Here is a 24,340-nt window from a genome sequence, read left to right as displayed (position 1 = left end):
CGCGCCTCCGGCCCGGTTCCGGTGCCGGGGGCGTGACCGACGACCAAGACGAGGGCCGCTGTCGTGGACTTTTCCTTTGATGTCATTCTCCGCAACATGCCGTATCTTCTGGCCGGCGCGCGGTGGACGCTTGTTCTCTCGCTGACAGGGATATCGCTCAGCGTCGTGCTTGGCGTGTTCATCTGCGCGGCCCGCATTTCCGCCAAGGGGCTCCTGCGTCGCGCGGCCGCTGTCTATATCAGCGCCTTCCGCGGCATCCCGCTCCTGGTGCAGCTCCTGTTGTTCTACTACCTGCTTCCCGAAATCGGCCTCGATCTTCCAGCGCTGGCCGCGGCGATCCTGGCGATCGGGATGTGTTCCGCGGCCTATGTGGCCGAGATCCTGCGCGGCGCGTTGCAGTCCATTCCGGCCGGTCAGACCGAGGCCGCCGAAGCCCTCGGCATCCCGCCGGTCGCGCTTTGGCGGCGCATTCTGGTGCCGCAGGCGCTGCGCCTCGGCCTGCCGTCGCTGGTCAACGAGCTCATCCTGCTGGTCAAGGTTTCCTCGCTTGCGTCGGTCGTCGGCATAGGCGAGCTGACGCGCGTGGCCCAGAACATCACCGGCCAGACCTATCGGCCGCTGGAGATCTATCTCGCCGCTGCCGCGGTCTACTTCGTCATCAATTTCACCTTGTCGCAGCTGGGCCGCATGGCCGAGCGGCGCCTGCGTCTGGACTAGGGGGAGCCATGAAATACGATCTCTTCCTGCGCTACGGGCCGGCATTGCTGCGCGGATTCGGCGTCTCGCTCCTGTGCTGGATCGTTGGGTCCCTCGGCGGCGCGCTCCTCGGCTTCGTCATTGCCTGCCTCTATCGCTGGTCGGCCTGGCCCGTGCGCTGGATCCTCCAAGCCTATATCGAGGTGATCCGCGGCACGCCCTTCATGATCCAGCTCTTCGTGCTCTATTACGGCGGGCCCTATGCCGGGCTCGTCCTGTCGCCGATCCAGTCCGGGATCGTGAGCTTCGTGGTCTATGGCAGCCCCTATTTCGCAGAGATCTTCCGCTCGGGCTTCGAGGCCATCCCGAAGGGCCAGCTTGAAGCGGCCCGCGCCATAGGCATCGGCGAATTTGCCATTCTGCGCCGGATCATGCTGCCCCAGATGATGGTGCTGATCACGGCGCCGCTGACGAATTTCGTCATCATCCTCAGCAAGGAGACCGCCATCCTGTCGGTGGTGACGGTGCCCGAACTGCTCTACGAGACCCAGACGATGGCCGCAGAGACCTTCACCTTTGTCGAGCCGTTCCTGGCGCTCTCGTTGTTCTACTGGCTCCTGGTCGTGGTGACGGCCGAGCTTGGCCGGCGCGTCGAGACCTACGCGATGCGCCACCTCCGGCGCAGCGCCTCCGCGACCTGAAAGGAGACTTCCAGCATGACCGCAGACCCGTCGCAATCCGCCGTCGAACCGATCATGACCGTGCGCGGACTGTCCAAGTGGTTCGACGACTTTCAGGCGCTCGACGATATCAGTCTCGACGTGAACCGCTCCGAGGTCCTCTGCCTCATCGGCCCGTCCGGCTCGGGCAAGAGCACGCTTCTGCGCTGCCTCAACTTCCTCGAACGCTACCAGGCGGGCGAGGTGCGCAAGGAGGGGCGCCTCATCGGCTGGCAGGAGGGTAGCGCGTCCCCGCGCAAGCCGCTTCGGCCCGCCGCGCTCCGCGAGCAGCGCCGGCATATCGGCATGGTCTTCCAGCAATTCAACCTCTGGCCGCATTTCACGGCCCGGCAGAACGTCGCCGAGGCGCTGATACAGGTGCAGCGTCTGGGCCGGGACGAGGCCTATTCCCGCGCCGAGGCCGCGCTCGACAAGGTCAATCTCGGCGACAAGGCGAACAATTATCCCTCCGGCTTGTCCGGCGGTCAGCAGCAGCGCGTCGCGATCGCCCGGGCGATCGCCATGGAGCCGGACATCATGCTCTTCGATGAGCCGACCTCGGCGCTCGATCCCGAGCTGGTCGGCGAGGTGCTGGCAGTCATGAAGCAGATGGCCGCCGAAGGCATGACGATGGTGGTGGTGACCCATGAAATGGGTTTCGCCGCCCATGTCGCCGACCGGGTCGGCTTCCTCGAAAGCGGCCGACTGGTGACCTGCCGCCCGCCGGCGGACATCTTCGGCTCCGAGCCGTCCGACCCGCGCCTGCGGAGTTTCCTCCAGACCTACCGCGAGCGCAACGTGGTCTGAGCCCAATGATCCCCGGCCGCGCCCGGTCAAGGCGTGCCGATATTCCTTTCCGGAAGATACCCATGTCCGACCTGCTCGAGCTTCACCCGATCCCCGTTCCGCGGATCATGGATATCCGGTTTCCGGCCCTGCCGCAGATGCCGGAAGAGGGGGATCTGCCGGATCCCCGACTGGTCCGGATGAACCTCAACGAGGCGCCGATGCAGCCCTCCCCGAAGGCGCTCGCCGCAGCCCGCGATGCGTTGGAGGCGAGCCATCGCTACCCCGACCATCACGCAACCGCGCTCGTTGCGGCGATTGCCGCGGAGACCGGCGTGGCGCGGGACAGGATCGTCCTCGGCAACGGATCGGGTGAGTTGCTGGTGCAATCGGCGCAGATTGCGCTCGAGGCCGGCGACGATGCGGTCATGCCGAGCCCGACCTTTCCGACCTGCGGCAAGGGCGTGCAGATGGTGGGCGCCCGGATCATCGACGTTCCGCTCCGCGCGGACGGCGCCAACGACGTGCCGGCGATGCTGGCGGCGATGACCGGTCGCACGCGGCTTTTCTATCTCTGCACGCCGAACAACCCGACCGGCAACGTCCTCAGCGCGGAGGAGCTTCGCCGCGCCATTGCCGAGGTGCCCAAGACCTGCCTGCTGGTGGTCGACGAGGCCTATTTCGGGTTCACCGCGCTCGAGGCGCAGAGCGATGTCCTTGCGCTGCTGCGGGCGCGTTCCGGGCCATGGGTGGTCACCCGGACCTTTTCCAAGGCTTATTGCCTTGCCGGGCTGCGGATCGGCTATGCGCTCTGCAGCAGCGCCGATGTAGCGCTCGGATTCACCCGTATCCGGCACAATTTCAACGTTTCGCGCCCCTCGCTTGCCGCAGCGCGCGCGGCCTTCCTCGACACCGCGCATCTGCGGCAGGCGGTTGCGCAGACGGTGGCAGCGCGCGAAAACCTGCGTCGTGGGCTCGAAGCACTCGGATTTACCGCAGCGCCCAGCTTCGCCAACTTCCTGACGGTGCGGCGCGCCGGCCCGGCCGCGCCGCTGGCCGACGCGCTTGGCCGGGAAGGGATCGCGGTCCAGTTCCTGCCATGGCCCGTCCCGGACGGATCGCTGCGCATAACCGTGGGCGGCGAAGCCGAGGGGCGGCGCCTTCTTGAGGCGATGGCATCGATCCTGGAGGCGTCCGGCGGAGGCGCGGTGTAACCGGCCGTGGCCGTGAGCATCGAACGAGCAAATACACAATCCGGTTGCGCCCTGACAGCGCGCCCGTGCCGCTGAAGATCAAATGACTTGTGCCCGAGAGGTTGAGCCGCCGGCGGAAGGCCATTCGACCGCTTCGCGCAAGCGCTGGACGGCATCGGTGCCCTGAAGGCTCGCCCGAAACAACTCCGGCAGCCTCATGCTGGCAATTCCCGAGCTACGAAAGCCCGGTGCAGTGGTGGCGGCACGGCCTCGCCTTTGACCAGTGCGCGCACCTGGTGCAGCGTGCTCTCGCGGAACCCGGCGCGAATTGTGCAGCTTGGCGTGACGATCACGTCCCCCAGATTTCGCGTGGCGGCCAGAGTCTGGGAGACTTGCCGGCCGACGGCGGCGACGTCGTTCCGGGTGAGCGAGCGGCGGTCGATGCCGCCGAAGAGGCATTTCCCCGAGGCGACGAGCCCGGCAGCGGCGGTCGGCTTGGTTTCCCAGTGGTGCCAGTTCAGCGCATCCACCGGATAGGTGATCAGGTCGTGAAACCGGATGGAATCGCCGTGCAGGTGCAGGATGTTGAACCGGGCGTTGCGGGCGCCTTCCAGCGCCTCCAGATCGTAGGTGATGCCGAACTCGTCGAAGTGGTCATAGTCCAGCAGGTGCCGCCCGGTATCCTGATGCGCATAGAAGACCCCGTCGGCCCCGGCTTCGACCGCCGCCTCCGAAAGCGCGGCGACGGCGTCGGCGATGGATGCAAGCGCGGCGTGGATCTCCCTTGCGTAGCGGTCGCTGGAGATCTGCTCTCGGATCCGGCCCTGGCTCAGCTTGCTGGCGATGGTCAGCGGACTGAACACCGTGAAGAAGACCGGCACGTTGGGGGCCTGCTCGCGAATCATCCGGAGCGACGTCAACTCGCGCGCGAAGGCCCCGGTTTCGGGCGAGGGCGGGCGCAGCCGGCACCAGTCCTCCGGCCCCTGGAACGGGCTCGTCGTGACATGTGCCACGCCGCCGCGATGCACTTCGGAGAAATCCAGCTCCACGCCGCAATCCTCGATCGTGTACATCCCGTTCGGGGAGGTCTTGATGAAATCCAGGCCGAAAGTCTTCTGGAAATCTACGGTCGCGGTCGCGAGAGCGGCGGGGTCACGGTCGAATTGCGGAAAATGGGTCCAGACGGAAAAGAGCGGTCCGTTGTCCGCCCGTGCCCCGAAGACGCTGCGCACCGTTTCGCTGTATTCCATCACGTTTCCTCGTTCTCTGTCCCGCGGTCCGGCGCGTGGCCGTGGAGGAAGATTACGCCCCGAAGGGCTATACAAAAAATAGTAGTTTTGTATGGTTGATATCGTGAATTTGTATGGGGAAGGAAGCGTCCGATGAAACTCGCCCAGTTGAGGTATTTCCTGCTTGCCGCCCGTGCCGGCAGCATCTCTGCCGGGGCCCGCATGGCGAACATGGCCCAGCCGGCATTCTCCCTTCAGATCAAGGTATTGGAGGAGGATCTTGGAGTGCCGGTGTTTGAGCGCGGGGCCCGCGGCGTGCGCCTGACACCCGCCGGGGAACGCCTGTTCGACCGCGCGACGGCACTCTTGCGCCATGTCGATCAGGTCCGCGAGGAGGTCGTCAACGCCACGGACGAGCCGGTAGGCGAGGTGCGCATCGTCCTCGCCGCATCGCTGGCGCCCCGGCTGGCCGGAAGGATCTTCTGGGAGACCCGGCGCGCCTTTCCGAAGGTGAACCTGCACATCCTCGATCTTTATCGCGGCGAGATGGATGACCAGATGGCGCCGCGCTATGTCGATTTCGCGCTGCGTCCGAACGTGACGGCGATGTCGGGGATCACCAGCGAGCCGGTCATCGCGCAGAAGCTCTATCTCGTCGGATCGGAGCTGCCCGCAAGCCTGGGCGAGACCATCGAGTTTGCGGAACTGCGGCACTTCCCGCTGGTTATGGGGCACAAGACGCACCAGCTCAGGATCGAGATGGAGAACATCGCCCTGCGCGAAGGGTTGTCGCTCAACATCGCCTACGAGCAGGATTCGATCTCGGTCTATCGGAGCATCATCCAGTCGGGACCGGCCTGCACGATCGTGCCCTATTCCGCCTTCTCTGCCGAGATCGAGGCCGGCTGGCTGTCTGCCGCGCGGATCGAGTCGCCCTTCATCGAACGGGTCCTGTCCTTCGCCTGGCATGCCGATACCGGGCTTTCTTCCTCGGCGCTGGCAGTGAAGGACCTGCTGCATCGCTGTATCCGCGACATGGTCGAGGAGGGCACTTTCCGCGGACGGCTGCTTTAGCGGGGCCGGCTGGAGCAGGTCGGTCCGCGCTAGATCTCTTCAGCGAGCGAATTGACATGTCTGAGCGCCACATCGTCCGCCGCATCGTGGAACGTGCATCCGGGGACAACCGCCGCCGAGGCGTCGCGGAAACTCTCGACAAAGCTGGAGAGCGTCTTGTTCAGGACCCGGTCAGACGGGCTGAGCAATCCCCAGGCGAAGGGAATCGGGTGGTCGATGGGCAGGACCGCCACGCCCTCGACCGGAATGCCGAAGGCTGTCACGGGGTCGACCAGGGCGACGCCAAGCCCGGAGCGTGCCGCCATGACGGCATTGAGCGAGGAGTTCGTGGAAAACTCGGATGTCACCTCGACGCCCTCCGCCCGCAGCGCGGCTGAAATGCTGCGCCGGAGCCGGAACGCGTTGCCGACGGTGACGAGGCGCTGGCCGGACATTTCCGACAGGCTGTAGACGTCGCGGGCGGCCAGCGGATGGTCCGCGGGAAGCACCGCGACGACCCGCGCCTCGCAGATCACATGAGCCTTCAGTCCCGCGTGCTCGAGGGGAAAGGCCGACATCCCGAAATCCGCCGTGCGGTTGCGCAGCGCACGCACGACATGTTCGGCGTCCATCGTCTGGGCATTGACGAAATGCGGCAGTCGAACCGGCATTCGGGCCAGCGCCGGGCTCAAGAGCCCGCCGGACATGGTGGGCGTCGCGGCGATGTCGATCGACGGCTCGCAGTCCTCACGGATCGCGGTCGCGCGCTCCCGGATCTGCCGCATGTTCGACAGAACGCGCTGAACCTCCTCGTAAAACCGCAACCCCTGGTCGGTGGGAGAGATCCGCGGCCCGTTGCGCTGGAAGAGCTGAAAGCCGACCTCCGCCTCCAGGTCCTTGACAAGGCGCGTCACGGCGGGCTGCCCGATGCCGATCTGGCGGGCCGCAGCGGTCATCGACCCGCAGGCCATGGCTGCCTCGAAGACTTCCATCGCGCGCACGTCGATCATTTTATCATTCCTGATTGACATCATGGACAATGTAATATTCCGTATCGAGATAATTGCAACGGTGTGATCGCGCAACCGGTCTTCGGTTTCCGGCGGCGCGGCAGCCAAAGATCGCACGACGCAGCGAGAATGGAAACCGGACCATGTTACTGCGACCCTCCCGCCCGGACATCGTGGACCGCGCTGCCGGCCTGACCGACGGCGGCACCGGCCTCGGCCTGCGGACCCACCGGCCGGAGATCGTCTCCGGGGTGGAAGCCTGTCGCCTTTCGGTGCTGGCGCCGGAGGACGATCTCGGGCTGAGCCGCGGGTTTCGTGCGGCGGTCGCGCGACGGGTGGCTCTGCACTCGGAGCATGCCACGCTGATCTCGGAATACCCGGCGAGCGAAGAGCCCGGGCTCCGCGAGGTTTCGCATGGCGGCATGCCCGACGATCCACGGCTCGCGGCCGTCGCGGCCCATGTCGACATGATATCGCGGGAGCCCGCCCGCGCCTCGCGCGCCGCGCTCCAGGCGCTTCTGGACGTGGGGATGAGCCCGGCGCAGATCGTCGCGCTATCGGAACTCGTCGCCTTCGTCTGTTTCCAGGTGCAGGTCGTCGAGGGACTGGCCGCCGTGAACGGTGCAAGATGAGCGCGCTTCCCGTCATCAGGATCAAGCCGCTGACCTGGGCGCCATATCTGCCTCCGGTCGAGATCGCCGAGGCGTCGCGCACGCAGCTCGAGGCGATGAAGGTCACGCCGTCATCCACGGGGGTGTCGCCCTATGTGCGCACGCTGGCCCATGATCCGGAGAGCTATGTCGCGCGGACGCAGCTTTTCAACGCCATCCTCTATGCGGAAGGCGGGCTGCCGCGCGCGGACCGGGAACTGGCCGCACTTGCGGCGTCGCTCGCGAACGGATGCCAATACTGTGCCAATGTCCATGCCCGTAAGCACGTCCGGCTGAGCGGGTCGGGCAGGGTGGTGTCGGCGCTCTGGGCGGGACGCCGCGACGCGCTGACGGACCGGGAGCGTGCCATCGTCGACTTTGCCGAAGCGCTTGCCGCCATGCCCGCGCGTGTCACGCCAAAGCGCGTCCGCGCGTTGCGGGAGGCCGGGCTCGGAGATGCGGAACTCGTCGATCTGGTGCACGCGGTCGCGATCTTCGGCTGGGCCAACCGGCTGATGCACCCGCTCGGCCATTCGCACAGCACGGCCAGGGGAGAGGCGGCATGAGTTCTGCAACGGACGGATTGCGACAGCTTGAGGCGCGTCTTGCGACGGATCTCGACTATCTCGAACTGCCCTCCAAGAGTTGGGTCCCGCCGCGCCACCGGGAGGGGCAGCGCGTCTGGGATGTGCTCTTTATCGGCGCCGGTATGTGCGGGCTGGCCGGTGCCGCACGGCTGAAGCTCGCGGGCGTCGACAACGTGGTGCTTTACGATGCGGCGCCGGCCGGGCTCGAGGGCCCGTGGGAAACCTTCGCGCGGATGCAAACGTTGCGCTCGCCCAAGTCGCTCAGCGGTCCCGCGCTCGGCCTGCCGTCTCTGACCTTCCGTGCCTGGTATACGGCGCAGTATGGAGTCGACGGCTGGGAGGCGCTCGACAAGATCCCGAAAGGCCAATGGATGGACTACCTGCGGTGGTATCGCAGGGTCCTGGGCCTGCCGGTGGTGAACGAGACCCGGATGACCGGGCTTGCGGATGCCGGAGACGGGTTGGTTGCCGTTTCGCTCTACGACGGCACGGGGGAACGGGTGGAATACTGCCGTCACCTCGTGCTGGCGACCGGTCGCTCCGGCCTCGGCGGCGGGGTCGTGCCGGGCTTTCTCGACGGCATCGACAAAAGGTTCTGGGCGCACAGCGCCGATCCGGTCGACTTCGCCGCGCTCGCCGGAAAGCGGGTGATCGTCATCGGGGCCGGCGCCTCGGCCATGGACAACGCGGCGACCGCCTTGGAATCGGGCGCGGCGCAGGTCGACATGCTGATCCGCCGCAAGGAGATGCCGCGCGTCAACAAGATGACCGGCATCGGCAGCCAGGGCGTCGTGCACGGGATGCGCGTCCTGCCGGATGCCTGGAAATACCGGTTCGTCGCCTATGTGAACGATCAGCAGGTACCGCCGCCGCGCAGTTCCACCCTCCGGGTGACCCGGCACGAAAACGCGCGGCTGTTCCTCGGCTGCCCTGTCGAGACCGTGACCGAGACGGGCGATCACGTCGTCGCCAAAACGCCATTTGCGGATTTCCCGGCCGACTTCATCATCGCGGCCACGGGCTTCCGCAACGATTTCGACGGTCGCGCCGAGCTGGCCGCCATCGCGCCCCATATCAAGACCTGGGGAGACGGCCCGTATCGGCCGGAGATGGGGCCGACCACGCCCTTCATGGTCGACGCGCCCTATCTCGGCGAGAGTTTCGAGTTTCTCGAGAAGAGCGCGGGCGACTGTCCCATGCTGGCGCGCATCCATTGTTTCAACGACGCTGCCATGCTCAGCCACGGCAAGCTGTCGGGGGACATTCCGGCGATCTCGGCCGGCGCGGACCGCCTGATGCGCGGGATCGTGTCCGAGCTTTTCGTGGCCGACCGGAAGCGCCATTTCGAGGCGCTGGAAGCCTATGACATTCCCGAACTGGAAGGCGACGAATGGACCGACTCCACGCCGTCCCTGACGGAGGCGGCGGAATGAGACAACTGCCTGAACGATAACCGAACAGCCCAAAACAATAGCGGGCGGACCAAACCGCCCCGTGACGACATCCACTGATCCAACTCAAAGGAGACCCACATGAAGACCCCGTATGCACTTGGCCGCAGCCTCGTCGCCGGTCTGATGGCCGCCGGAATGCTGGCAGCCCCGGCGCTGGCCGAATACCCGGAACAGCCCATTGACGTGATCGTTGCCTTCAATCCCGGCGGCGGCACCGATGTGGCTGCGCGCACCATCGAGCCGTTCATCGAGAAGTATCTCGGGGCCGATCTGGTGATCCTCAACAAGCCCGGCGCCGGCGGCGAGGTCGGGTTCTCCCTGCTGGCAGCGTCCGAGCCGGATGGCTACACGCTCGGCTTCATAAACCTGCCCGCGATGTTCGCCTATTCCTACACGCGCGAGACCGCATACAGCCCGGAGAGCTTCGCCCCGGTGGCCAACCTCGTCTATGATCCCGGCATCTTCGCGGTCCGCAGCGACAGCCAGTTCGAGACCCTCGGCGATCTCATCGAGTTCGGTAAGGCCAATCCGGGCGCGCTCCCGATCGGCACCAGCGGGTCTGTCGGATCCAGCGAACATCTCGCGATCCAGCAGGTTCAGGCCGAGACCGAGTCCAAGTTCAACCACGTGCCCTTCGGCGCGACGGCACCGCTGCGCACGGCGCTGCTCGGCGGACATATCCCGGTCGCCGCCTTCAACCTTTCCGAGGCGACCGACTATGCGGATGAAGGCGATATCCGGATCCTCGGCGTGATGTCCGCGGAACGCGCCGCGTCCGCGCCGGATGTGCCGACCTTCCGGGAGCAGGGCGTGGAGGTCATTTCCGGCTCGTCTCGCGGTCTCGCCTTCCCGGCCGGCACCCCCGACGAGATCGTCGCCGTTATCGCCGGTGCTGTCGCCAAGGCGATGGAAGATCCCGAGTATATCGCCAAGGCGGAATCCGCCGGCGCGCCGCTGGCCTATCTCGATCCGGCGGCCTATGGCGAGTTCCTCACCAACACCAGCACGGCGCTCGACAAGGCGTGGGAAATCGACCCCTGGGTCAAATAAGCCTCGCTCTCGACATGCACGCTGCGGCCGGTGCCCGCTTGCGCCGGCCGCTGACCTCACAAGGTGAAATGAGTGATGCGCTATAAAATCACGGAACTGGTAGTCGGAACCCTCCTTCTGCTCGCCACCCTGTTTGCCTGGCAGAATCTCAGCGGCCTTCCGGAAGACGCCAAGCTGTTCCCGGAAATGGTCCTGACGGTCATGGCCGTGGCGACAGTCATCATGATGATCCGGTCGTTGACGGGGGCATCTCAGCGCGCTCAGGGCGCAGAGATCGAGACCTGGCATTTCTCGATCAACCCCAAGCGGATGGTCGGCGGACTGGCTCTCTTCGCGGGGTATCTCCTGATCGTGGAGACACTCGGATACTACACGGCCAGCGCGTTGTTCATCATCGTCGCGGCGGCATTCGCGGAATACCGCTCCTGGCGCGCGCTCCTCGCTGCGACGCTCGCCTTCTGCATCTTCGTCTATGCCGTCTTCGGCCTTCTGTTCAACCGACCGCTTCCCGAGGAGTTCTTCCAGAGCGCCACAGTCATGTCGGTCCCCGCGGGAGACGTCATCCATGCTTGACCTCTTTCTGCCCATCCTTCACGCGCTGCCTGTCGTGCTGGAATGGCCGAACATCCTCGGTATGGTCGTCGGTGTCCTGACCGGCATGATCGTGGGCTCGCTGCCGGGCCTGACGGCGACGCTTGCCATCGCCGTGCTCATCCCGCTGACATTCTCGCTGCAACCGCTCGTGGCGCTCGGCCTGATGGCGGGGATCTACAATGGCGCCATGTATGGCGGCGCGATTCCCGCGATCCTGCTGAACATCCCCGGTACGCCGCCGTCGATCGTGACCACCTTCGACGGCTACCCGATGGCCCAGGAGGGGCGCGCCGGCTATGCGCTCAAGATCGCCTGCTGGTCGTCCGCGATCGGCGGCGCGTTCTCTGCCGTGTCGCTGATGCTCTTTGCGCCGCCGCTGGTCAAGGTGACGCTGCTCTTCGGTCCGGCCGAGTATTTCTGGGTCGCCATCTTCGGCATGTCGACGATCGCCATCCTCCTCGGCAAGGATCCGGTCAAGGGCATCATTGCCGGCTGTATCGGCCTCATCCTGGGTTCCGTGGGCTCGGACGTGATGACGGGACACCAGCGGCTGACCTGGGATCAGAAATACCTGATCGACGGGATCAACCTCCTCATCATCCTCACCGGACTCTACGCCATCCCGCCGGCGATCCGGATGATCGAGAAGGGTGTCGTGCGCGGCTATCAGCTTTCGGATTTCAAGTCGCGCCCCGAGGACAGCCTCAGCCGGAACTTCTGGTCCTTCGTGCCGACCTGGCTGCGCAGCAGCGCGATCGGCATCTGGGTCGGCATCCTGCCCGCCACCGGCGGCTCCATGGCGGCCTTCATCGCCTATAACGAGACCAAGCGGGTATCGAAGGAGCCGGAGAGTTTCGGCAAGGGGAACCCCCTCGGGATCGCCGCCGCCGAGTGCGGAAACAACGCCGACAACGCCGCCGCGATGATCCCTGCGCTGGTGCTCGGCGTGCCGGGCAGTGGTGTCTCCGCGGTGATCCTCGCCGGTCTCCTGGTGCATGGCCTGCAGCCCGGTCCGCAGCTCTTTCGCGATACGCCGGACATCGTCTTTGGCTTCATGTGGCAGATGCTGCTGACCTCGCTGCTGCTCTTCACCCTTGGCGGCAATGTCGCCACGCGGGTCTTTGCCCAGGTGATGCGCCTGCCGCAGCCGGTGCTGGCTCCGATGATCCTCTGCCTGACTTTCGTGGGGATCTACGCGCTCAGCAGCAGCATGTTCAACGTGTGGCTGATGTTCGGCCTCGGGATCTTCGGATACCTGCTCAACCGCCTGCATTTCCCGCTGGCACCCATCGTCCTGGGTCTGATCCTGGGTGACATGGCCGAGCACAATCTGCGGCTGACGCTGCTGATCAACCAGGGTGACTGGTGGTCGCTCTTGCACAACCCGCTCTCGATGCTGCTTGCCGGCCTCAGCCTGCTGATCATGTCGCTGCCGCTGATCGGCATGCTGCGCCGGAAACTGGCCGGCACTGCGGAAACCCCGGCGGCGCATTGACCGGGTGAGAAGGCGGCCGCCCCGGCATCCGGGGCGGCCGATTTGCGCAGGCTTTCGGGGGATACATCATGAAGGTTTCGGTGATTGGCGGGGGGCCGGTCGGGCTGACCTACGCGGTGCTCCTGATGCAGGCCGGGCACGATGTGCGACTGTTCTCTGAGGCTCACAGGCCCTCGCCCGACACCCGGTTTTACGGGGCGATCGAGACCCGCGCGACGGTCCCGCAGGCCGCGACGCTGGCGGAGGCCGTGGAGCACGCAGAGGCGATGATCCTCGCCCGACAGGCGACCGGAACCCGCGCCGTTCTCGACGCCATCGCGACAGCTCTGGAACCCTCTCAGACCGTCATCTTCAGCGCGGAACTCTCCTTCGCCTCCTTCTATCTCGCGCGCCGTCTCCGCATGGAGGGCAGGGAGGCGCGGTGCGTTTCCTGGTCGACGACGGTCGCGACCGCGCACCGGACGCCGGAGGGCATCCGCGTCGGGACCTTGCGGGGCACGATCGACATGGCCTCGGCCGGGTTCGATGACCCTGCCGAAGCGGTCGCGCTGTGTCAGTCGCTCTTCGGCGACGTGTTCCGGCCGATCCCCAGCCCGCTCGCCATCGGCCTGAGCAATCTCAATCCGGAAGTTCACCTCGCCAACACGCTCGGCAACCTGACGCGGATCGAGACGGGAGAGGCGTGGGAAAATTACCGCGGCATCACCCCGGCCGTGGGCCGGCTGATCGAACGGCTCGACCTCGAGCGGCTCGCGCTCGCCCGGGATCTCGGCTTCGAGGTGCGCAGCGTGCAGGACCATTTCCGGCTGACTTTCCCGGAAATCACGGGTGAAAGCATGCACGATCTGGCCCGACAGGTCGTGGCCCTCGGCCGTGGGTCGCTTGGGCCGACGACGCTCGCGACGCGTTATGTCGTCGAGGACGTGCCCTTCGGGCTGGTGCCCCTGTGCGACCTGGGGCGGCGGCGGAACGTTCCGATGGTCCTGCACGAGGCGGGCATCGACCTGATCTCCGTCAGCCTCGGCACCGATTTCAGGGCGCGGAACGATCTGCTGCCGGCCGCCCTGGATGAAATCGAAGCCATGGCCGAAGGGGCAGGGCCGCACTGACGCAGGATGCGGTCCGAGCCTTCGCGCGGGTCAATCTCGCCGCACTTCGTGACGGTCGACCTTTCCGACGCAAATGCGCCTGCCAATCTCCGGCGCTACCGGAATTGTCCCAAGCTTGACGATCACGGCAACGGGCACCGCGTTGCCCGCCTGCGTGTCCATGTGTTCGCGGTGGATGGCGGGATCATCGCCGAGCCCTGACAAAGGGTTCGGGAACTCCGGTCCAAGGTCGGCCGACACCGATACTGTGTGCAATGATGGTGCCAGATGGAATGACGGACCAGCGCGCGCTTTCCACAATTGCCGTATGGGAAACAAGGTTGTGCGGCCTCGGGAAACCGGCGTAGGCTGATGCCGTGGGCCGGGGCGCAGAACGACCGACGGCGGTCGGTTGGCCGAACAGGGATATCATTTTCGTGGACGTCAAAAGGATCTTCCGGGGAGCGGCCGGATGACAGAGAAGAAGATCAAAGTCGCGGTTCTCGGCGGCGGTGTCGGTGCCATGACGGCGGCCTTCGCGCTCACCGAAACCGCGGAGGCGCGGGCGCGCTACGAGGTCACAGTCTATCAGCTCGGCTGGCGTCTGGGCGGCAAAGGGGCCAGCGGGCGGCGCGCCGGCGAGGGCCAGCGGATCGAGGAACACGGGCTGCATGTCTGGTCGGGCTTCTACGACAACGCGATTGCCCAGATGAAGGCCTGTCTGAAGGAGCTCAAGGATGCGGGCGCCGACGGCACGTTCCTCTCCTTTGAAGACGCCTTCATTCCGCATGGCAACATCGCCCTTGGCGACGCGGCGCCCGGCGGCTGGCGTTTCTGGCCGATGCAGGTTGCCGGCAACAGCGCGGTGCCCGGCTCCGACGATGTCTATCTGAGCCCGGTCTATTACCTTCAGGAACTGGCCGCTTATCTCCGCGAATTGCTGGACTCCGAAACCCTCGCGGCGCACCAGCCGGAGCATCCGGCCGATGCTCTTCCCGACCGGGTGATCGCGCATATCGGTGCGCGTATCGACGACACGCTCGACAGTCTCGGCGCCACCGCGCTGCACTGGCTGCACGGCCTCGCCCGGGCGCTGCCCGGGGATCTGGGTGCGGTCGCCTCGGAGGATGTCGAGGCGCTCCAGGCGCTCGCGCATCAGGTTCAGCGCGATATCCGGACGGCACGGGCGAGCTTCGCCGGGACGATGTCCACCGCGGAGATGTCCGCAGACATGCGCAAGGCCTACCTGATCCTGGATCTCGGCGGTGCGGCGCTCCGCGGCATGATCGCAGACGACGTGCTCCTCGAAGGGTTCGAGTCGATCGACGGCGAGGAGATCTCGCAATGGCTGGCCCGGCACGGCGCGCAACCCGAGACGATCGACAGCCCGTTGGTGCGGGCCGTCTATGATTACGCCTTTGGCTTCCGCCATGGCAGGACCGACCCGTCGCACCGGGCGATCGCCGCCGGCACTTTCCTGCACGGGTCGATGCGGCTCTTCTTCACCTACAAGAAGGCCATTTTCTTCAAGATGCGCGCCGGCATGGGCGACACGATCTTCACGCCCTACTACAAGGCGCTGAAGGCGCGCGGCGTGAAGTTCGAGTTCTTCCACAAGGTGCGGACGCTGGAGCTCGATGCCGCGAAACTGGCGGTCGAGCGGATCGTCATCGACCGCCAGGCCACCGTCACCGCGGGCGAATACGCGCCCTTCGTGCGGGTCGATGGGCTCGACTGCTGGCCGTCCGAACCGTTCTACGACCAGCTCGAAGAGGGCGCGGCGCTGAGGGACCGCAAGATCAACCTCGAAAGCTCCTGGACCGACTGGGCGCCGGTCGGCACCCGAACCCTCGAACTCGGCAAGGATTTCGACGAGGTCATCCTTGGCATCTCCCTCGGCGCGCTGCCAGAGATCGCGGGCGAACTGATCGCGGCCGATCCCGCCTGGCGGCGGATGATCGACCGCGTCGAGACCACCGCGACCCAGGCGATGCAACTCTGGTTGAAACCGACCGTCGACGCGCTGGAATGGCCCGATGGCGATTCAATCCTGACCGCCTATGCCGACGACATGAACACCTGGGCGGACATGACCCATCTCACGGCCACCGAGGATTGGCCGACGGCACTTGAGCCAGGGTCCATTGCCTATTTCTGTGGCCCGCTAGCGGACCCTGAGGTCATTCCGCCCTATACCGACACCGGCTTCCCGGCGCGGGCACATGCCGCGGTGATGGAGTCGTCGCGGCGCTGGATGCACGATCACGGCCCCAGGATCTGGCCGGGCGCCTTCGATGCTGCGGGCCAGTTCGACGAGAGCGCGCTGATCAGCACGCAATCGCCGGGCGCGGGCGGGATGTGGCAGACGCAGTATTTCAGGGCCAATTACGAGCCGACCGAGCGCTACGTCCTTTCGGTGCCGGGCTCGACCGCGGCGCGGTTGCGCTCGGACCGGTCCGGCTTCCGTAACCTCTGGCTGGCCGGCGACTGGACCTATACCGGCATCAATGCCGGCTGCGTCGAGGCGGCGGCAATGTCGGGGCTCCGGGCGGCGGCGGGGCTTGCGGGCAAGCCTGTGAGGATCATCGGCGAGCTTGCCGACCCGATCCCGCGCGAGCCATCGAACGCGCCGAAGCCCCGCGCGCCGGTTTTGACCTCCTACCGGCCGCAGAACTCCGGCTGGCCCTGGAGCGCCGCCTTCGGCATGGCCGAGACGACCGGGCCGACGGTCACGCTGCCATTCCCGCGCGCTGCGGTCGCGGCGATGCTGCCCGCAGGGCTGGAGCCGGCAGAACAGTCTCTGACGCCGCCGGGCACGCATCCGGTGACGCTGCTCTTCGGTCGCCAGCGCAATGTCCGGCCCAATCTCATGCCGTTCGGCATGAATTATTCGGAGTTCATCTGCGCCGTCCCCTGGGTCCGCCACAGCGATCCCGAATTGCAGGACCTGCCGCCGTTGCTGACGCCGACTCGGCTCTATCTCGACGCCTCCCTGCCGGTCCTGCTCGGGGTCTACGGCTACGGCTTTCCCAAGCAAAAGGCGGCAGTGGATGACGTGGACGGCAGCTACGTCGTGCGCGACCCCGTCACGGATGCGGAGATCATTTCCTGCAGCTACCGGATGGCTGGCGCCGAGGTTCCAGCCCGCGAGCTGGCGAACTTCGAGCGGGTTCGGCCGGGCTTCGAGATGGCCATGGTCACCCGCAACAAGCTCGGCCAGTGGCAATACTCGGTCTATGACTTCTCGCTCGGGCAGGCGCGGCTGCAACCGCTCGAAATGACGATCCGGATTTCCTCGCCGGCCCTCGGTCTGCCCTTGGGGGACATCACGCCTGCCGACATCGCGACATCTCCCTTCGGCGGCGTCTTCCTGACCTGCGACGCGACAATCAACAACCCGCTGCAGTCGGCCGACCTGCGCCGCCTGCTGAAAGAGTCCCCCGCGCGATGAACGCCGCCGTCTGCCCCTCCTGCAGCGCTGCCTTGCAGCACGGCGCGCGCTTCTGCTCTTCCTGCGGCGCGCGGGTGACCGAGCGCAGCGCCGCGCGGGCCCGTTTCATGACGGTGCTCTTCTGCGACCTCGCAGAGTCGACCTCGCTTACCGGCACGATCGGCGACGAGGCGATGTTCGACGTGGTCAACCGTTTCCGGGAGATCTGCAACGCGGCGGTCATCGAGCACGGTGGGTTCGTCGCCAAGTATATGGGCGACGGCATGCTGGCCTATTTCGGCTATCCCAGCACGCTCAAGAACTCGGCAGTGCCGGCGGTCCACGCCGCGCTCGAAATCGTCCGGCGCGCCGGAGCGATCCCGCTTCCGGGCGCCGGCGTGCTTTCGGCCAGCGCCGGGGTGGCGACGGGTTGGATGGTCGTGGCCGAATCCGACCCCGGCGCACCGGCGGGTGAGGCGCTGGCCATCGGCGGCACGGTCAATCTCGCCGCGCGGCTTCAGGCCGAGGCCGGTGACGGCGAGGTCGCGGTCTCGGCCGAGACTGGTCAGCGGCTGGAAGGGACCGGTGTCGCGCTCACACCGCGTGGCGCGCGCAAGTTGCGCGGCTTCGCCGAACCGGTCGAGATCTGGATGGCCACGCCCGATGCGGCAACCGCGCCCGTCGCCCGCTTTGTAGGGCGTGCCCGCAGTCGGGAACAGCTTCGCGAACTCTGGCGATCGGTCACCGACGGGCGCGTGGCGGTGGTCGAGGTGACCGCGCCCGGCGGATATGGAAAGACCGCTCTGGTGGAGGCTTTCCTTCGCGAGAGCGTCGATGAGAACGACATCCTGAGGATCGCCTGCGAACCGCATCTGCGGGACCGCAGCTTCGCCTGTTTCCGTGCCTTCGTCGATGCGCTGGCGGGGCTCGGCTCTGTCGAGACCCCGGACGAGCGGCGTGCGCTGCTCGCCCAATGGGCGCCGGAAGGTGCGGTGCAGGGTTTGGCGCTGCTCTACGGCCTGGACGCTGCCCAGCCGGCGCCCATCGTCCGCAACGAACTCGTTTCGCAGGCGCTTCTGGCGCTTCTGGAGACAACGATCTCGGAGGCTCCGGTCGTTCTCTTCGTCGAGGACGCGCACTGGATCGATACCGAAAGCGCCGCGCTGCTCTCCGGGCTGCCGGAGCGTCTCGCCGGACGGCCGCTCTTCATCCTGGTCACCCGCCGCCCCGAAGGTCCCGAGACCGTAGCCGAGGGGGTGGTTCCGATCCGTCTCGACCGGATCGAGACGGAAAGCGCTGCCTCGCTGGTTGCCGACCTGGACGCCAACGGCGTCATCCCGCCCGAGACGCGCCGCCGTATCGTCGAGCTTGCCGGCGGCGTACCGCTCTATCTCGAGCATATTACAAAGGCGGTGCTGGAACGGCCGGACCGCGACGCGACCCAGACCATCCCGCCGACGATGATCGAGGCGTTGCTGGAACGGTTCGACCATGTCGGCGATCTGCGCGACCTCGTCGATGCCGCCGCGGTGCTCGGGGCGGAGGTGCGCATCGACGTGCTGGCGGCCATGGTCGGGCGTGACGAAGCCGAGATCTCCGGCCAACTCGCCGACCTGATCCGCCGCGGCCTCTTCGTGCCCGGCGGCGGGGGCACGGTGTCGTTCGACCACGCGCTGATCCGCGACGCGGTGATGCAGACCCTGCTGCGCGCCCGCAAGCTGCAACTGCACGACACGGCGCTCGCCGCCTATCGCGCCGTCGCGCCAGGCAGGCTCGAGGCGCAGCCGGTGACCGCGGCGACCCACCTGATGGGCGCCGGACGCCCCGCGGAGGCGATCCCCTTCCTCGTCCGCGCCGCCCAGCTCGCGGTCACGCAGGGCGAGGTCGCCGAGGCGATCCGACTGATGGACTGGGCGGAAGAGGGCTTGCTCGGGATCACCGAGGGACCGGTGCGCGACGAGCTGGAGATGGCGGTGAAGTTCTCGCGCGGCCTCGCGCTGGTTCAGCAGCGGGGCTTCTCCGATGCCAGCGTGGCCGAAGCCTACAGGCGCGCGATGGAGCTTTGCCTCGCCCGAGGACGCAGCGGAGAGAGCGAATTCCAGATCGCCTGGGGGATCTGGGCGCATTACCTCGTTCGGGGCGATGTGCCGCGTGGAACGGAGATGAACCGCCGGATGGACGAGATCGCCGCCGAGCTGCCGGAACTCGAGGTGCTGGCGGCCTGCGCGGCGGCGCCGATGCTCTGCAACCAGGGACGGCTGGCCGAGCAGGAGGCGACGACGCATCGTGTCCGCCGGCTCTACCAGCCGCATCTGCATCGCCATCAGGCGGTTCACTATTCGCAGGACAGTCTCGAGATCGCGCTGCTCTTCCAGATCCACGGCCGCTACCTCGCCGGCGATCTCGCTGGCTGGCAGGCGACGCTGCGCGAGGCGTTGGATCACGAGGCCTTCCTCGAACTGCCCTTCCTGGAACCTTATATCCGCATCTACAGCCACGCGCCCTACAGCTATGCGCTGACCGATTTTGACTATCGCCCGGTTCTCGAAGGCGCCGTTGCCCGTGCGGTGGAGCTCGGCCAGCCGTTCTGGATCGCGGCGGGTGCGGTCTGGCTCGCCCATGAGCGCATGCGCAACGAGAGCCCGACCGCGGCGCTGGCCGATTTCGAGGCGGCGATCGCACAGATGGATGCAATCGGCCTGCGTCTCGGTGGAGCCTATCACCGTGCCTGCCTCGCCCGGTGCCGCGCCGATGCCGGCGATTTCGGTTCTGCGCAACAGGCGATGGGGCGGGCGATGCAGGCGCTGGAGCAGGGGGGGGACCTGCTCTATGCGCCCGAGGTCCATCGCCTGCGGGCGGAGATCGCGCTGTTGCAGGATCCCGCAGCCACCGCGCTCGCAGAGGCCGACCTAGCACAGGCGGACACACTGGCGGTCGAGGCTGGAACGCGGGCCTGGTCGGCGCTGATCGCCGCGTCGCGCGCGCGCCTGATGGCGGGGCGCGCCGGTCAGGTCGAGGCGGAAGCCTGGCTTGCGGCGGAACTCGCGCGGCTGACGCCGGAGGGCGCAGAGGCGCACCCGGCCTTCGTCACGGCAGCCCGCGCCTTCACCGATCCGATCTGACCGACCGGTCCGGGGGCTGGCCCTCGGGCGTGAGATGGGCGGCGGCGGAGTCGACGGCGGCATAGGCCGAGGCGATCGCCAGCCCGGCGCCGCAGCGCTGCCGGACCCAGTCCTGGTGCGCTAGGATAGCACCAGCGGAAAAAAGGGTGTCCTGCACCGGATCGCCCGCGGCATCGACCGGGCGGAACGAGGCGTCGACCTCGATCCCGAGCCGATTCACCGGGTGTCCGGCCGGATCGAAATAATCCTTACGATACCAGTCGTTGCGGCTTTCCGTCTGGCGGATCGGTAGGCCCAGAAGCGTCTCGCTGACCTGCGTTCGATCAGCGCGCAGGCCACCGGACAGGAATCGGCCGGTGGCCAGCAGCACGGCGCGGGCCTCGACCTCGATATCTTCCATCGCGCCGTGCAGGGTGAGCGTCGCGCCCGCCGCACCGAAACGGACCCTGGACACCTTGAGCACCGGGTCGAGCGTCACGCCGCGCTCGGGCATCGTGCGTTCGAAACCTTCGCGCAGGCGAATGCCGGGGACCGCGGGCGGGATGGTCGGGATCTCGAAGAGCGTCGCGCCGAGCGCGGCTTCCATCTCTGTGCGAATGCGGTCAGGCGCCTGCATCCCGAGGATCGCCGGCAGGCCGACATACTCCGCACCATCGAGCTGCGGCCGGATGAGATCGACCAGTGCCTCCCGCGTCTGGCGGGTCTCCAGCGCCCGGGCCATGACCTCGGGAAAGACCTGCCGGTCCTCCATCCCCGGGAAGGTAAGCCGCGCCGAACTGAGACCCGGCCAGCGCTCCGCGAGGTTGGCTTCGAAGGCGCGGGCGCTGAAGCCCTGAAGCCCGTCGAAATCGAGCACCAGCGTGCGTGCGCGCTGCGCAAGGGCCTCGCATCCCGGCAGCATCGTTTGCGGCACCGACAGCGTCGACTTGACGAGCCCGTTCGGCAGCAAGGCGCGCAGGTTGCGTTCGCCGGGCGCGGTGTAGCCAAGGCCCATCTCGGTGAGCGCCTCGGTGAAGAGGCCAAAGGCCGTGCGGATGGTCTCGTCCGGCAGCCGCGCCAACGGGTGCTCCGGCGTCTCGCGGCGCAGTGCGCCGAGCCCGTCCCAGGGATCGTCGAGCACCCGGCCGTCCTGAACGCCGAGCAGGTCGAGATAGCCGGTGGTATAGGCCATCGCGCCGCTATGGCCGAACTGGGCCACCTCGAGGCCGCGGCGGCAGGCGAAGAGGCTCGCGGCGAATCCGGCGATTCCGGTGCCGATCACCGCGAGATCGGTGTCAATGCGGCGGGACCTGCGTTTCATCCTGTCCGCCCTTCGTCTTCGGCCGCGGCAAGGTCCATGCCGGCGAGGCCGCAATGCAGGATCTCGGCCAGTTCGGCCTGTGGCATCTGTGCGCCCCAGAGCACCGGCCGGACGCCACGGAAGCGGCCCTCGACAAAGTCCCGCGCCTGCCTGAGCCCGTCCGGCCCGTCATAGACGCCGCGGTCGTAGAGATGCGCCATGACCCGGAGCGCACAAAAGGCGCCCTGGCAGGCGCCTTTGCCGATGCGGCTGCGGAGTGCAATGGCGCGCAGGCTCATGTGGTCCTCGGCGCCGGGCGCCTCGGCGAGGATCGTGTCGACTGCGGAGCGGGCGACCATCTCGCACTCGCAGAGGATCATGTCGGTCGGGTCGGCGCGGCGATACCAGTCGCGCGCCGCAGCACCCGGATCGGTCCAGCGCAGCGCATCGCCGGAGGGCAGGGGGACCAGCGCCGTCTTGCAGGGCTCGCTGTTGCCGAGGCGGCGCGCGACGAGATCGCCGGCCTTCTCCGCCATCAGCCGGAATGTGGTGAACTTGCCGCCCGCAACAGTGACGAAATTCGTCAACCCCTGGTCCTCGTGGTCGAAAAGCGCGAATCCGCGGTTCGCCTTGCGGCCGTCACTCTCCGAACCCGGCGCCCTGAGGAGCGGACGCACGCCGCTGAAGGCGCGGACGAAGCGGGTTTCGTTCAAAATCGGAAGCATCGCCGCTCCCTCCGCGAGGATTCGGTCGACCTCCGCGATCGTCGGGCGGATATCGTCGGGGTCCTCGACCGTGACCGAGGAGGTGCCGAGCAGCGAGACGGTGCCGCCGGGCACAAGGATGTCGCCATCATCGGGCGGGCGGAGCCGGTTGACGACGCCGTTGGTGACGCGGGCGTTACTGATGAGAAGCGTGCCCTTGGAGCAGAGCAGGGTGACATCGGTGCAGCCCGCGAGCCGGGCGACCTTCTCCGCCCAGGCGCCGCTGGCGTTGACGACCTGCCGGGCACGGATCTCGACCGGGTCGCCGCAGCGGTGGTCGCGACAGCGGGTGCGGACGATCTCGCCATCCTCGATGTCGAAGCCCTCGACGCCGGTATGCGGCAGGTAGCGGCTGCCATTCGCCTGCTGTGCCTGACCGACATTTTCGAGCACGATGCGGAACGGGTCGATGGTGGCGTCGGGCACCGTATAAGCGGCGAAGACCGTCTCCGGCAGCGCCGGCTCCCGCTCCCGCGCCTCGGCGGGCGTGAGCGCCTCGCAGGGAATGCCCGCGACCCGGCAATGCTCCGGGAAGCGGGCGGCGAAATCCGGGTCATCCCCCTCGACGGCGACGAAGAGCCCGCCGCAATCGTCAATGCATTCCGGCGCCAATCGCTTCAGGATCTCACCTTCGCGGCGGCATTCCGCGGCGGTCTCGGCATCGGCCGTTGCATAGCGTCCGCCGCTGTGCAGGAGCCCGTGATTGCCGCCCGAGGCGCCGGCGTTGAGGTCCCGCCGGTCGATCAGCAGGCAGTGGATGCCGCGCAACGCGAGGTCGCGCATGATGCCCGAGCCGGTCGCGCCGGCGCCGATGATCAGGACTTCGGTCTCGTGAACCCGCACGTTCATGCCTCGTCCGGCAGGTTGAGGTCGGCCAATTCGGGGCCGAGATACTTGCGCTCATCCGGCCCGAGAATGCCGAGCGAGAGGCAGATGAGCGTCCAGAGATGGGTCACGTGATAGCCGCCCTGATAATGTTCGCCGATATCCTCGATCTGCGAGTGGCAGTTGTGGCAAGGGGTGAGCACGTATGTCGCCTCGGTCGCTGCGATCTGGTCGAACTTGCGCTTGCCATAGGCGCGGCGGGCGTCATTCATCCCGGCCTGAAGGAAACCGCCGCCGCCGCCGCAACAATAGTTGGCGCTGCGGCAAGGCTGCATGTCGATGAAGTTTTCCTCGCCCACCAGCGTCTTCACGACGAAGCGCAGGTCGTCGGCGGCCTGGTCGCCGAGCGACTTGCGCACCATCTGACAGGGGTCCTGCACCGTGAACTTGATATTGTTGACGTTCCAGTCCGAGTTGACCGGAAGCTTTCCCTCGCGGATCCACTGGGCGTAATAGGTCACGAGCGTGTCGGCCTCGAAATTCGCCTCGAGCCCGAACCTCTCGATCCCCTGCCAGAGCGTGTAGAAGGAATGGCCGCACTCGGTGTTGATCCAGACCTCGCAGTCGAGATCGTTTATTGCCGACACGCGGGTCTCCACCATCTCCCGCCAGGCCTCGGTATCGCCGGTGAACATGCAGAAATTTTCCGCCGCCCAGCCCTTGGACGCATAGGTCCAGTCGGCGCCGACATAGTCGAGGATCTTCCAGAGCGGACCCATCTCCTCCGGCTCGACGGCCGGCTCGCGCGAGTTCTGGTTAAGGACGAATTTCGCGCCCTTCTTGTCGATGGGCACCTTGAGATCGGCGAAACGCGGGTCGGCCTCGCGCAACTCCTCAGCGGTCTCCTCGACGATCTCGACGAAATCCTTGGAGCGCACGCCCATGGCACTGGTGCTCTCGTCCATCCGTTGCGCGGCGCAGGAGCGCACGATGCCCTTGGGCTTCTCCTCTTCCGGCCAAAGCCCGCGGGCGACGCCGACGAGTTGCGACACGTCGATCCCCATCGGGCAGAGATAGGCGCAGCGTTTGCACTGGGTGCAGGCCCAGACCCAGGGCGTGGTTGCAAGCTCCTCGTTCATCCCGAGCGTGGCCATGTTGATGAAGCGCCGCGGATCCATGCCGAAAAGGCCGGACGCCGGGCAGCCCGAGGCGCAGATTCCACAGCCGACGCAGGAATCGTAATTCGCGCCCGGCGGCAGGATCTCCCGCGCGACGGCAAGGAAATCGACGGTTCTGTCCCGGGAATGCGCCCCCAT

The 24,340-nt window shown here is 66.9% G+C and carries 20 protein-coding genes; 15 read left to right on the top strand and 5 right to left on the bottom strand.

The annotated features are described in order from the left end of the window. Positions 1-63 precede the first annotated feature (63 nt). The 4 genes from EU800_RS01470 (at position 64) to EU800_RS01455 (ending at position 3,415) form a co-directional block, all read left to right on the top strand. Positions 64-717 carry an amino acid ABC transporter permease gene (locus EU800_RS01470; RefSeq protein WP_242500344.1) on the top strand — a complete coding sequence of 218 codons (654 nt, stop codon included), beginning with the start codon at positions 64-66 and terminating at the stop codon, positions 715-717. A gap of 8 nt (positions 718-725) precedes the next feature. Continuing rightward, positions 726-1,397: an amino acid ABC transporter permease gene (locus EU800_RS01465; protein WP_129627775.1), complete on the top strand. Its 672-nt coding sequence runs from the start codon at positions 726-728 to the stop codon at positions 1,395-1,397. A gap of 15 nt (positions 1,398-1,412) precedes the next feature. Next, positions 1,413-2,222, top strand: a complete 810-nt coding sequence (locus tag EU800_RS01460; RefSeq protein ID WP_129627772.1) for an amino acid ABC transporter ATP-binding protein — start codon at positions 1,413-1,415, stop codon at positions 2,220-2,222. A gap of 62 nt (positions 2,223-2,284) precedes the next feature. Next, positions 2,285-3,415: a histidinol-phosphate transaminase gene (locus EU800_RS01455; RefSeq protein WP_165354525.1), complete on the top strand. Its 1,131-nt coding sequence runs from the start codon at positions 2,285-2,287 to the stop codon at positions 3,413-3,415. Positions 3,416-3,609: 194 nt separating this feature from the next. Here EU800_RS01455 and EU800_RS01450 read toward each other — a convergent pair whose 3' ends face one another. Continuing rightward, positions 3,610-4,644 (bottom strand): uroporphyrinogen decarboxylase family protein, encoded by a 1,035-nt coding sequence (locus tag EU800_RS01450; protein WP_129627766.1) that lies wholly within the window; start codon positions 4,642-4,644, stop codon positions 3,610-3,612. Positions 4,645-4,776: 132 nt separating this feature from the next. Here EU800_RS01450 and EU800_RS01445 point away from each other — a divergent pair, with 132 nt between their 5' ends. After that, a complete protein-coding gene (locus EU800_RS01445) occupies positions 4,777-5,697 on the top strand; it encodes a LysR family transcriptional regulator (RefSeq protein ID WP_129627763.1) in 921 nt (306 codons plus the stop codon). 29 nt (positions 5,698-5,726) lie between these two features. Here the strand turns inward: EU800_RS01445 and EU800_RS01440 are convergent, their stop codons facing one another. Continuing rightward, positions 5,727-6,686 carry a LysR family transcriptional regulator gene (locus EU800_RS01440; protein ID WP_207209827.1) on the bottom strand — a complete coding sequence of 320 codons (960 nt, stop codon included), beginning with the start codon at positions 6,684-6,686 and terminating at the stop codon, positions 5,727-5,729. 143 nt (positions 6,687-6,829) lie between these two features. Here EU800_RS01440 and EU800_RS01435 point away from each other — a divergent pair, with 143 nt between their 5' ends. The 10 genes from EU800_RS01435 (at position 6,830) to EU800_RS01390 (ending at position 20,156) form a co-directional block, all read left to right on the top strand. Then, a complete protein-coding gene (locus EU800_RS01435; protein ID WP_129627760.1) occupies positions 6,830-7,318 on the top strand; it encodes a hypothetical protein in 489 nt (162 codons plus the stop codon). Further along, positions 7,315-7,902: a peroxidase-related enzyme gene (locus EU800_RS01430; protein WP_129627757.1), complete on the top strand. Its 588-nt coding sequence runs from the start codon at positions 7,315-7,317 to the stop codon at positions 7,900-7,902. The genes EU800_RS01435 and EU800_RS01430 overlap by 4 nt, the downstream gene beginning before the upstream one ends. Further along, complete coding sequence (locus EU800_RS01425; protein WP_129627755.1) at positions 7,899-9,356, top strand: NAD(P)-binding domain-containing protein; 1,458 nt, start codon at positions 7,899-7,901, stop codon at positions 9,354-9,356. Before EU800_RS01430 ends, EU800_RS01425 begins: the two co-directional genes overlap by 4 nt. A gap of 99 nt (positions 9,357-9,455) precedes the next feature. Then, positions 9,456-10,427, top strand: a complete 972-nt coding sequence (locus EU800_RS01420; protein ID WP_207209826.1) for a tripartite tricarboxylate transporter substrate binding protein — start codon at positions 9,456-9,458, stop codon at positions 10,425-10,427. 75 nt (positions 10,428-10,502) lie between these two features. Beyond that, on the top strand, positions 10,503-11,000 hold the full coding sequence (locus EU800_RS01415; protein ID WP_129627752.1) for a tripartite tricarboxylate transporter TctB family protein: 498 nt from the start codon (positions 10,503-10,505) through the stop codon (positions 10,998-11,000). Further along, a complete protein-coding gene (locus EU800_RS01410; protein ID WP_129627749.1) occupies positions 10,993-12,516 on the top strand; it encodes a tripartite tricarboxylate transporter permease in 1,524 nt (507 codons plus the stop codon). The genes EU800_RS01415 and EU800_RS01410 overlap by 8 nt, the downstream gene beginning before the upstream one ends. Before the next feature lie 68 nt (positions 12,517-12,584). Further along, positions 12,585-13,625 (top strand): NAD/NADP octopine/nopaline dehydrogenase family protein, encoded by a 1,041-nt coding sequence (locus EU800_RS01405; protein ID WP_129627746.1) that lies wholly within the window; start codon positions 12,585-12,587, stop codon positions 13,623-13,625. A gap of 6 nt (positions 13,626-13,631) precedes the next feature. Then, positions 13,632-13,826, top strand: coding sequence for a hypothetical protein (locus EU800_RS01400; protein ID WP_129627743.1), 195 nt, complete (start codon positions 13,632-13,634; stop codon positions 13,824-13,826). 250 nt (positions 13,827-14,076) lie between these two features. Beyond that, positions 14,077-17,055 carry an NAD(P)-binding protein gene (locus tag EU800_RS01395; protein ID WP_129627740.1) on the top strand — a complete coding sequence of 993 codons (2,979 nt, stop codon included), beginning with the start codon at positions 14,077-14,079 and terminating at the stop codon, positions 17,053-17,055. Next, the gene (locus EU800_RS01390; protein WP_129627737.1) at positions 17,052-20,156 is read left to right on the top strand and encodes an AAA family ATPase; all 3,105 of its coding nucleotides are present in this window, start codon (positions 17,052-17,054) and stop codon (positions 20,154-20,156) included. Before EU800_RS01395 ends, EU800_RS01390 begins: the two co-directional genes overlap by 4 nt. Here EU800_RS01390 and glpB read toward each other — a convergent pair. From glpB to EU800_RS01375, 3 genes are read right to left on the bottom strand one after another with little or no spacing between them, the layout of a single operon-like run. After that, positions 20,140-21,456 carry a glycerol-3-phosphate dehydrogenase subunit GlpB gene (gene glpB, locus EU800_RS01385; protein ID WP_129627734.1) on the bottom strand — a complete coding sequence of 439 codons (1,317 nt, stop codon included), beginning with the start codon at positions 21,454-21,456 and terminating at the stop codon, positions 20,140-20,142. The genes EU800_RS01390 and glpB overlap by 17 nt on opposite strands. Then, positions 21,453-23,048, bottom strand: a complete 1,596-nt coding sequence (gene glpA / locus EU800_RS01380) for an anaerobic glycerol-3-phosphate dehydrogenase subunit A (RefSeq protein WP_129627731.1) — start codon at positions 23,046-23,048, stop codon at positions 21,453-21,455. Before glpA ends, glpB begins: the two co-directional genes overlap by 4 nt. After that, positions 23,045-24,340 (bottom strand): (Fe-S)-binding protein, encoded by a 1,296-nt coding sequence (locus EU800_RS01375; RefSeq protein ID WP_129627728.1) that lies wholly within the window; start codon positions 24,338-24,340, stop codon positions 23,045-23,047. Before EU800_RS01375 ends, glpA begins: the two co-directional genes overlap by 4 nt.

This window comes from Tropicimonas sp. IMCC6043, from assembly GCF_004146235.1.
Lineage (GTDB): Bacteria > Pseudomonadota > Alphaproteobacteria > Rhodobacterales > Rhodobacteraceae > Tropicimonas.
Note: the sequence above shows the minus strand (reverse complement) of the source record. Positions and strands in the feature narration are given on the sequence as shown.

Excerpts from the sequence above, each read along its gene's own strand:
- EU800_RS01465 (WP_129627775.1), top strand. The coding sequence starts at position 726 with ATGAAATACGATCTCTTCCTGCGCTACGGGCCGGCATTGCTGCGCGGA.
- EU800_RS01460 (WP_129627772.1), top strand. The coding sequence starts at position 1,413 with ATGACCGCAGACCCGTCGCAATCCGCCGTCGAACCGATCATGACCGTG.
- EU800_RS01430 (WP_129627757.1), top strand. The coding sequence starts at position 7,315 with ATGAGCGCGCTTCCCGTCATCAGGATCAAGCCGCTGACCTGGGCGCCA.
- EU800_RS01405 (WP_129627746.1), top strand. The coding sequence starts at position 12,585 with ATGAAGGTTTCGGTGATTGGCGGGGGGCCGGTCGGGCTGACCTACGCG.
- glpB (WP_129627734.1), bottom strand. The coding sequence starts at position 21,456 with ATGAAACGCAGGTCCCGCCGCATTGACACCGATCTCGCGGTGATCGGC.
- EU800_RS01400 (WP_129627743.1), top strand. The coding sequence starts at position 13,632 with ATGCGGTCCGAGCCTTCGCGCGGGTCAATCTCGCCGCACTTCGTGACG.
- EU800_RS01390 (WP_129627737.1), top strand. The coding sequence starts at position 17,052 with ATGAACGCCGCCGTCTGCCCCTCCTGCAGCGCTGCCTTGCAGCACGGC.
- EU800_RS01415 (WP_129627752.1), top strand. The coding sequence starts at position 10,503 with ATGCGCTATAAAATCACGGAACTGGTAGTCGGAACCCTCCTTCTGCTC.
- EU800_RS01410 (WP_129627749.1), top strand. The coding sequence starts at position 10,993 with ATGCTTGACCTCTTTCTGCCCATCCTTCACGCGCTGCCTGTCGTGCTG.
- EU800_RS01395 (WP_129627740.1), top strand. The coding sequence starts at position 14,077 with ATGACAGAGAAGAAGATCAAAGTCGCGGTTCTCGGCGGCGGTGTCGGT.
- EU800_RS01440 (WP_207209827.1), bottom strand. The coding sequence starts at position 6,686 with ATGATCGACGTGCGCGCGATGGAAGTCTTCGAGGCAGCCATGGCCTGC.
- EU800_RS01425 (WP_129627755.1), top strand. The coding sequence starts at position 7,899 with ATGAGTTCTGCAACGGACGGATTGCGACAGCTTGAGGCGCGTCTTGCG.
- EU800_RS01420 (WP_207209826.1), top strand. The coding sequence starts at position 9,456 with ATGAAGACCCCGTATGCACTTGGCCGCAGCCTCGTCGCCGGTCTGATG.
- EU800_RS01435 (WP_129627760.1), top strand. The coding sequence starts at position 6,830 with ATGTTACTGCGACCCTCCCGCCCGGACATCGTGGACCGCGCTGCCGGC.
- glpA (WP_129627731.1), bottom strand. The coding sequence starts at position 23,048 with ATGAACGTGCGGGTTCACGAGACCGAAGTCCTGATCATCGGCGCCGGC.
- EU800_RS01445 (WP_129627763.1), top strand. The coding sequence starts at position 4,777 with ATGAAACTCGCCCAGTTGAGGTATTTCCTGCTTGCCGCCCGTGCCGGC.
- EU800_RS01450 (WP_129627766.1), bottom strand. The coding sequence starts at position 4,644 with ATGGAATACAGCGAAACGGTGCGCAGCGTCTTCGGGGCACGGGCGGAC.
- EU800_RS01375 (WP_129627728.1), bottom strand. The coding sequence starts at position 24,340 with ATGGGGGCGCATTCCCGGGACAGAACCGTCGATTTCCTTGCCGTCGCG.
- EU800_RS01455 (WP_165354525.1), top strand. The coding sequence starts at position 2,285 with ATGTCCGACCTGCTCGAGCTTCACCCGATCCCCGTTCCGCGGATCATG.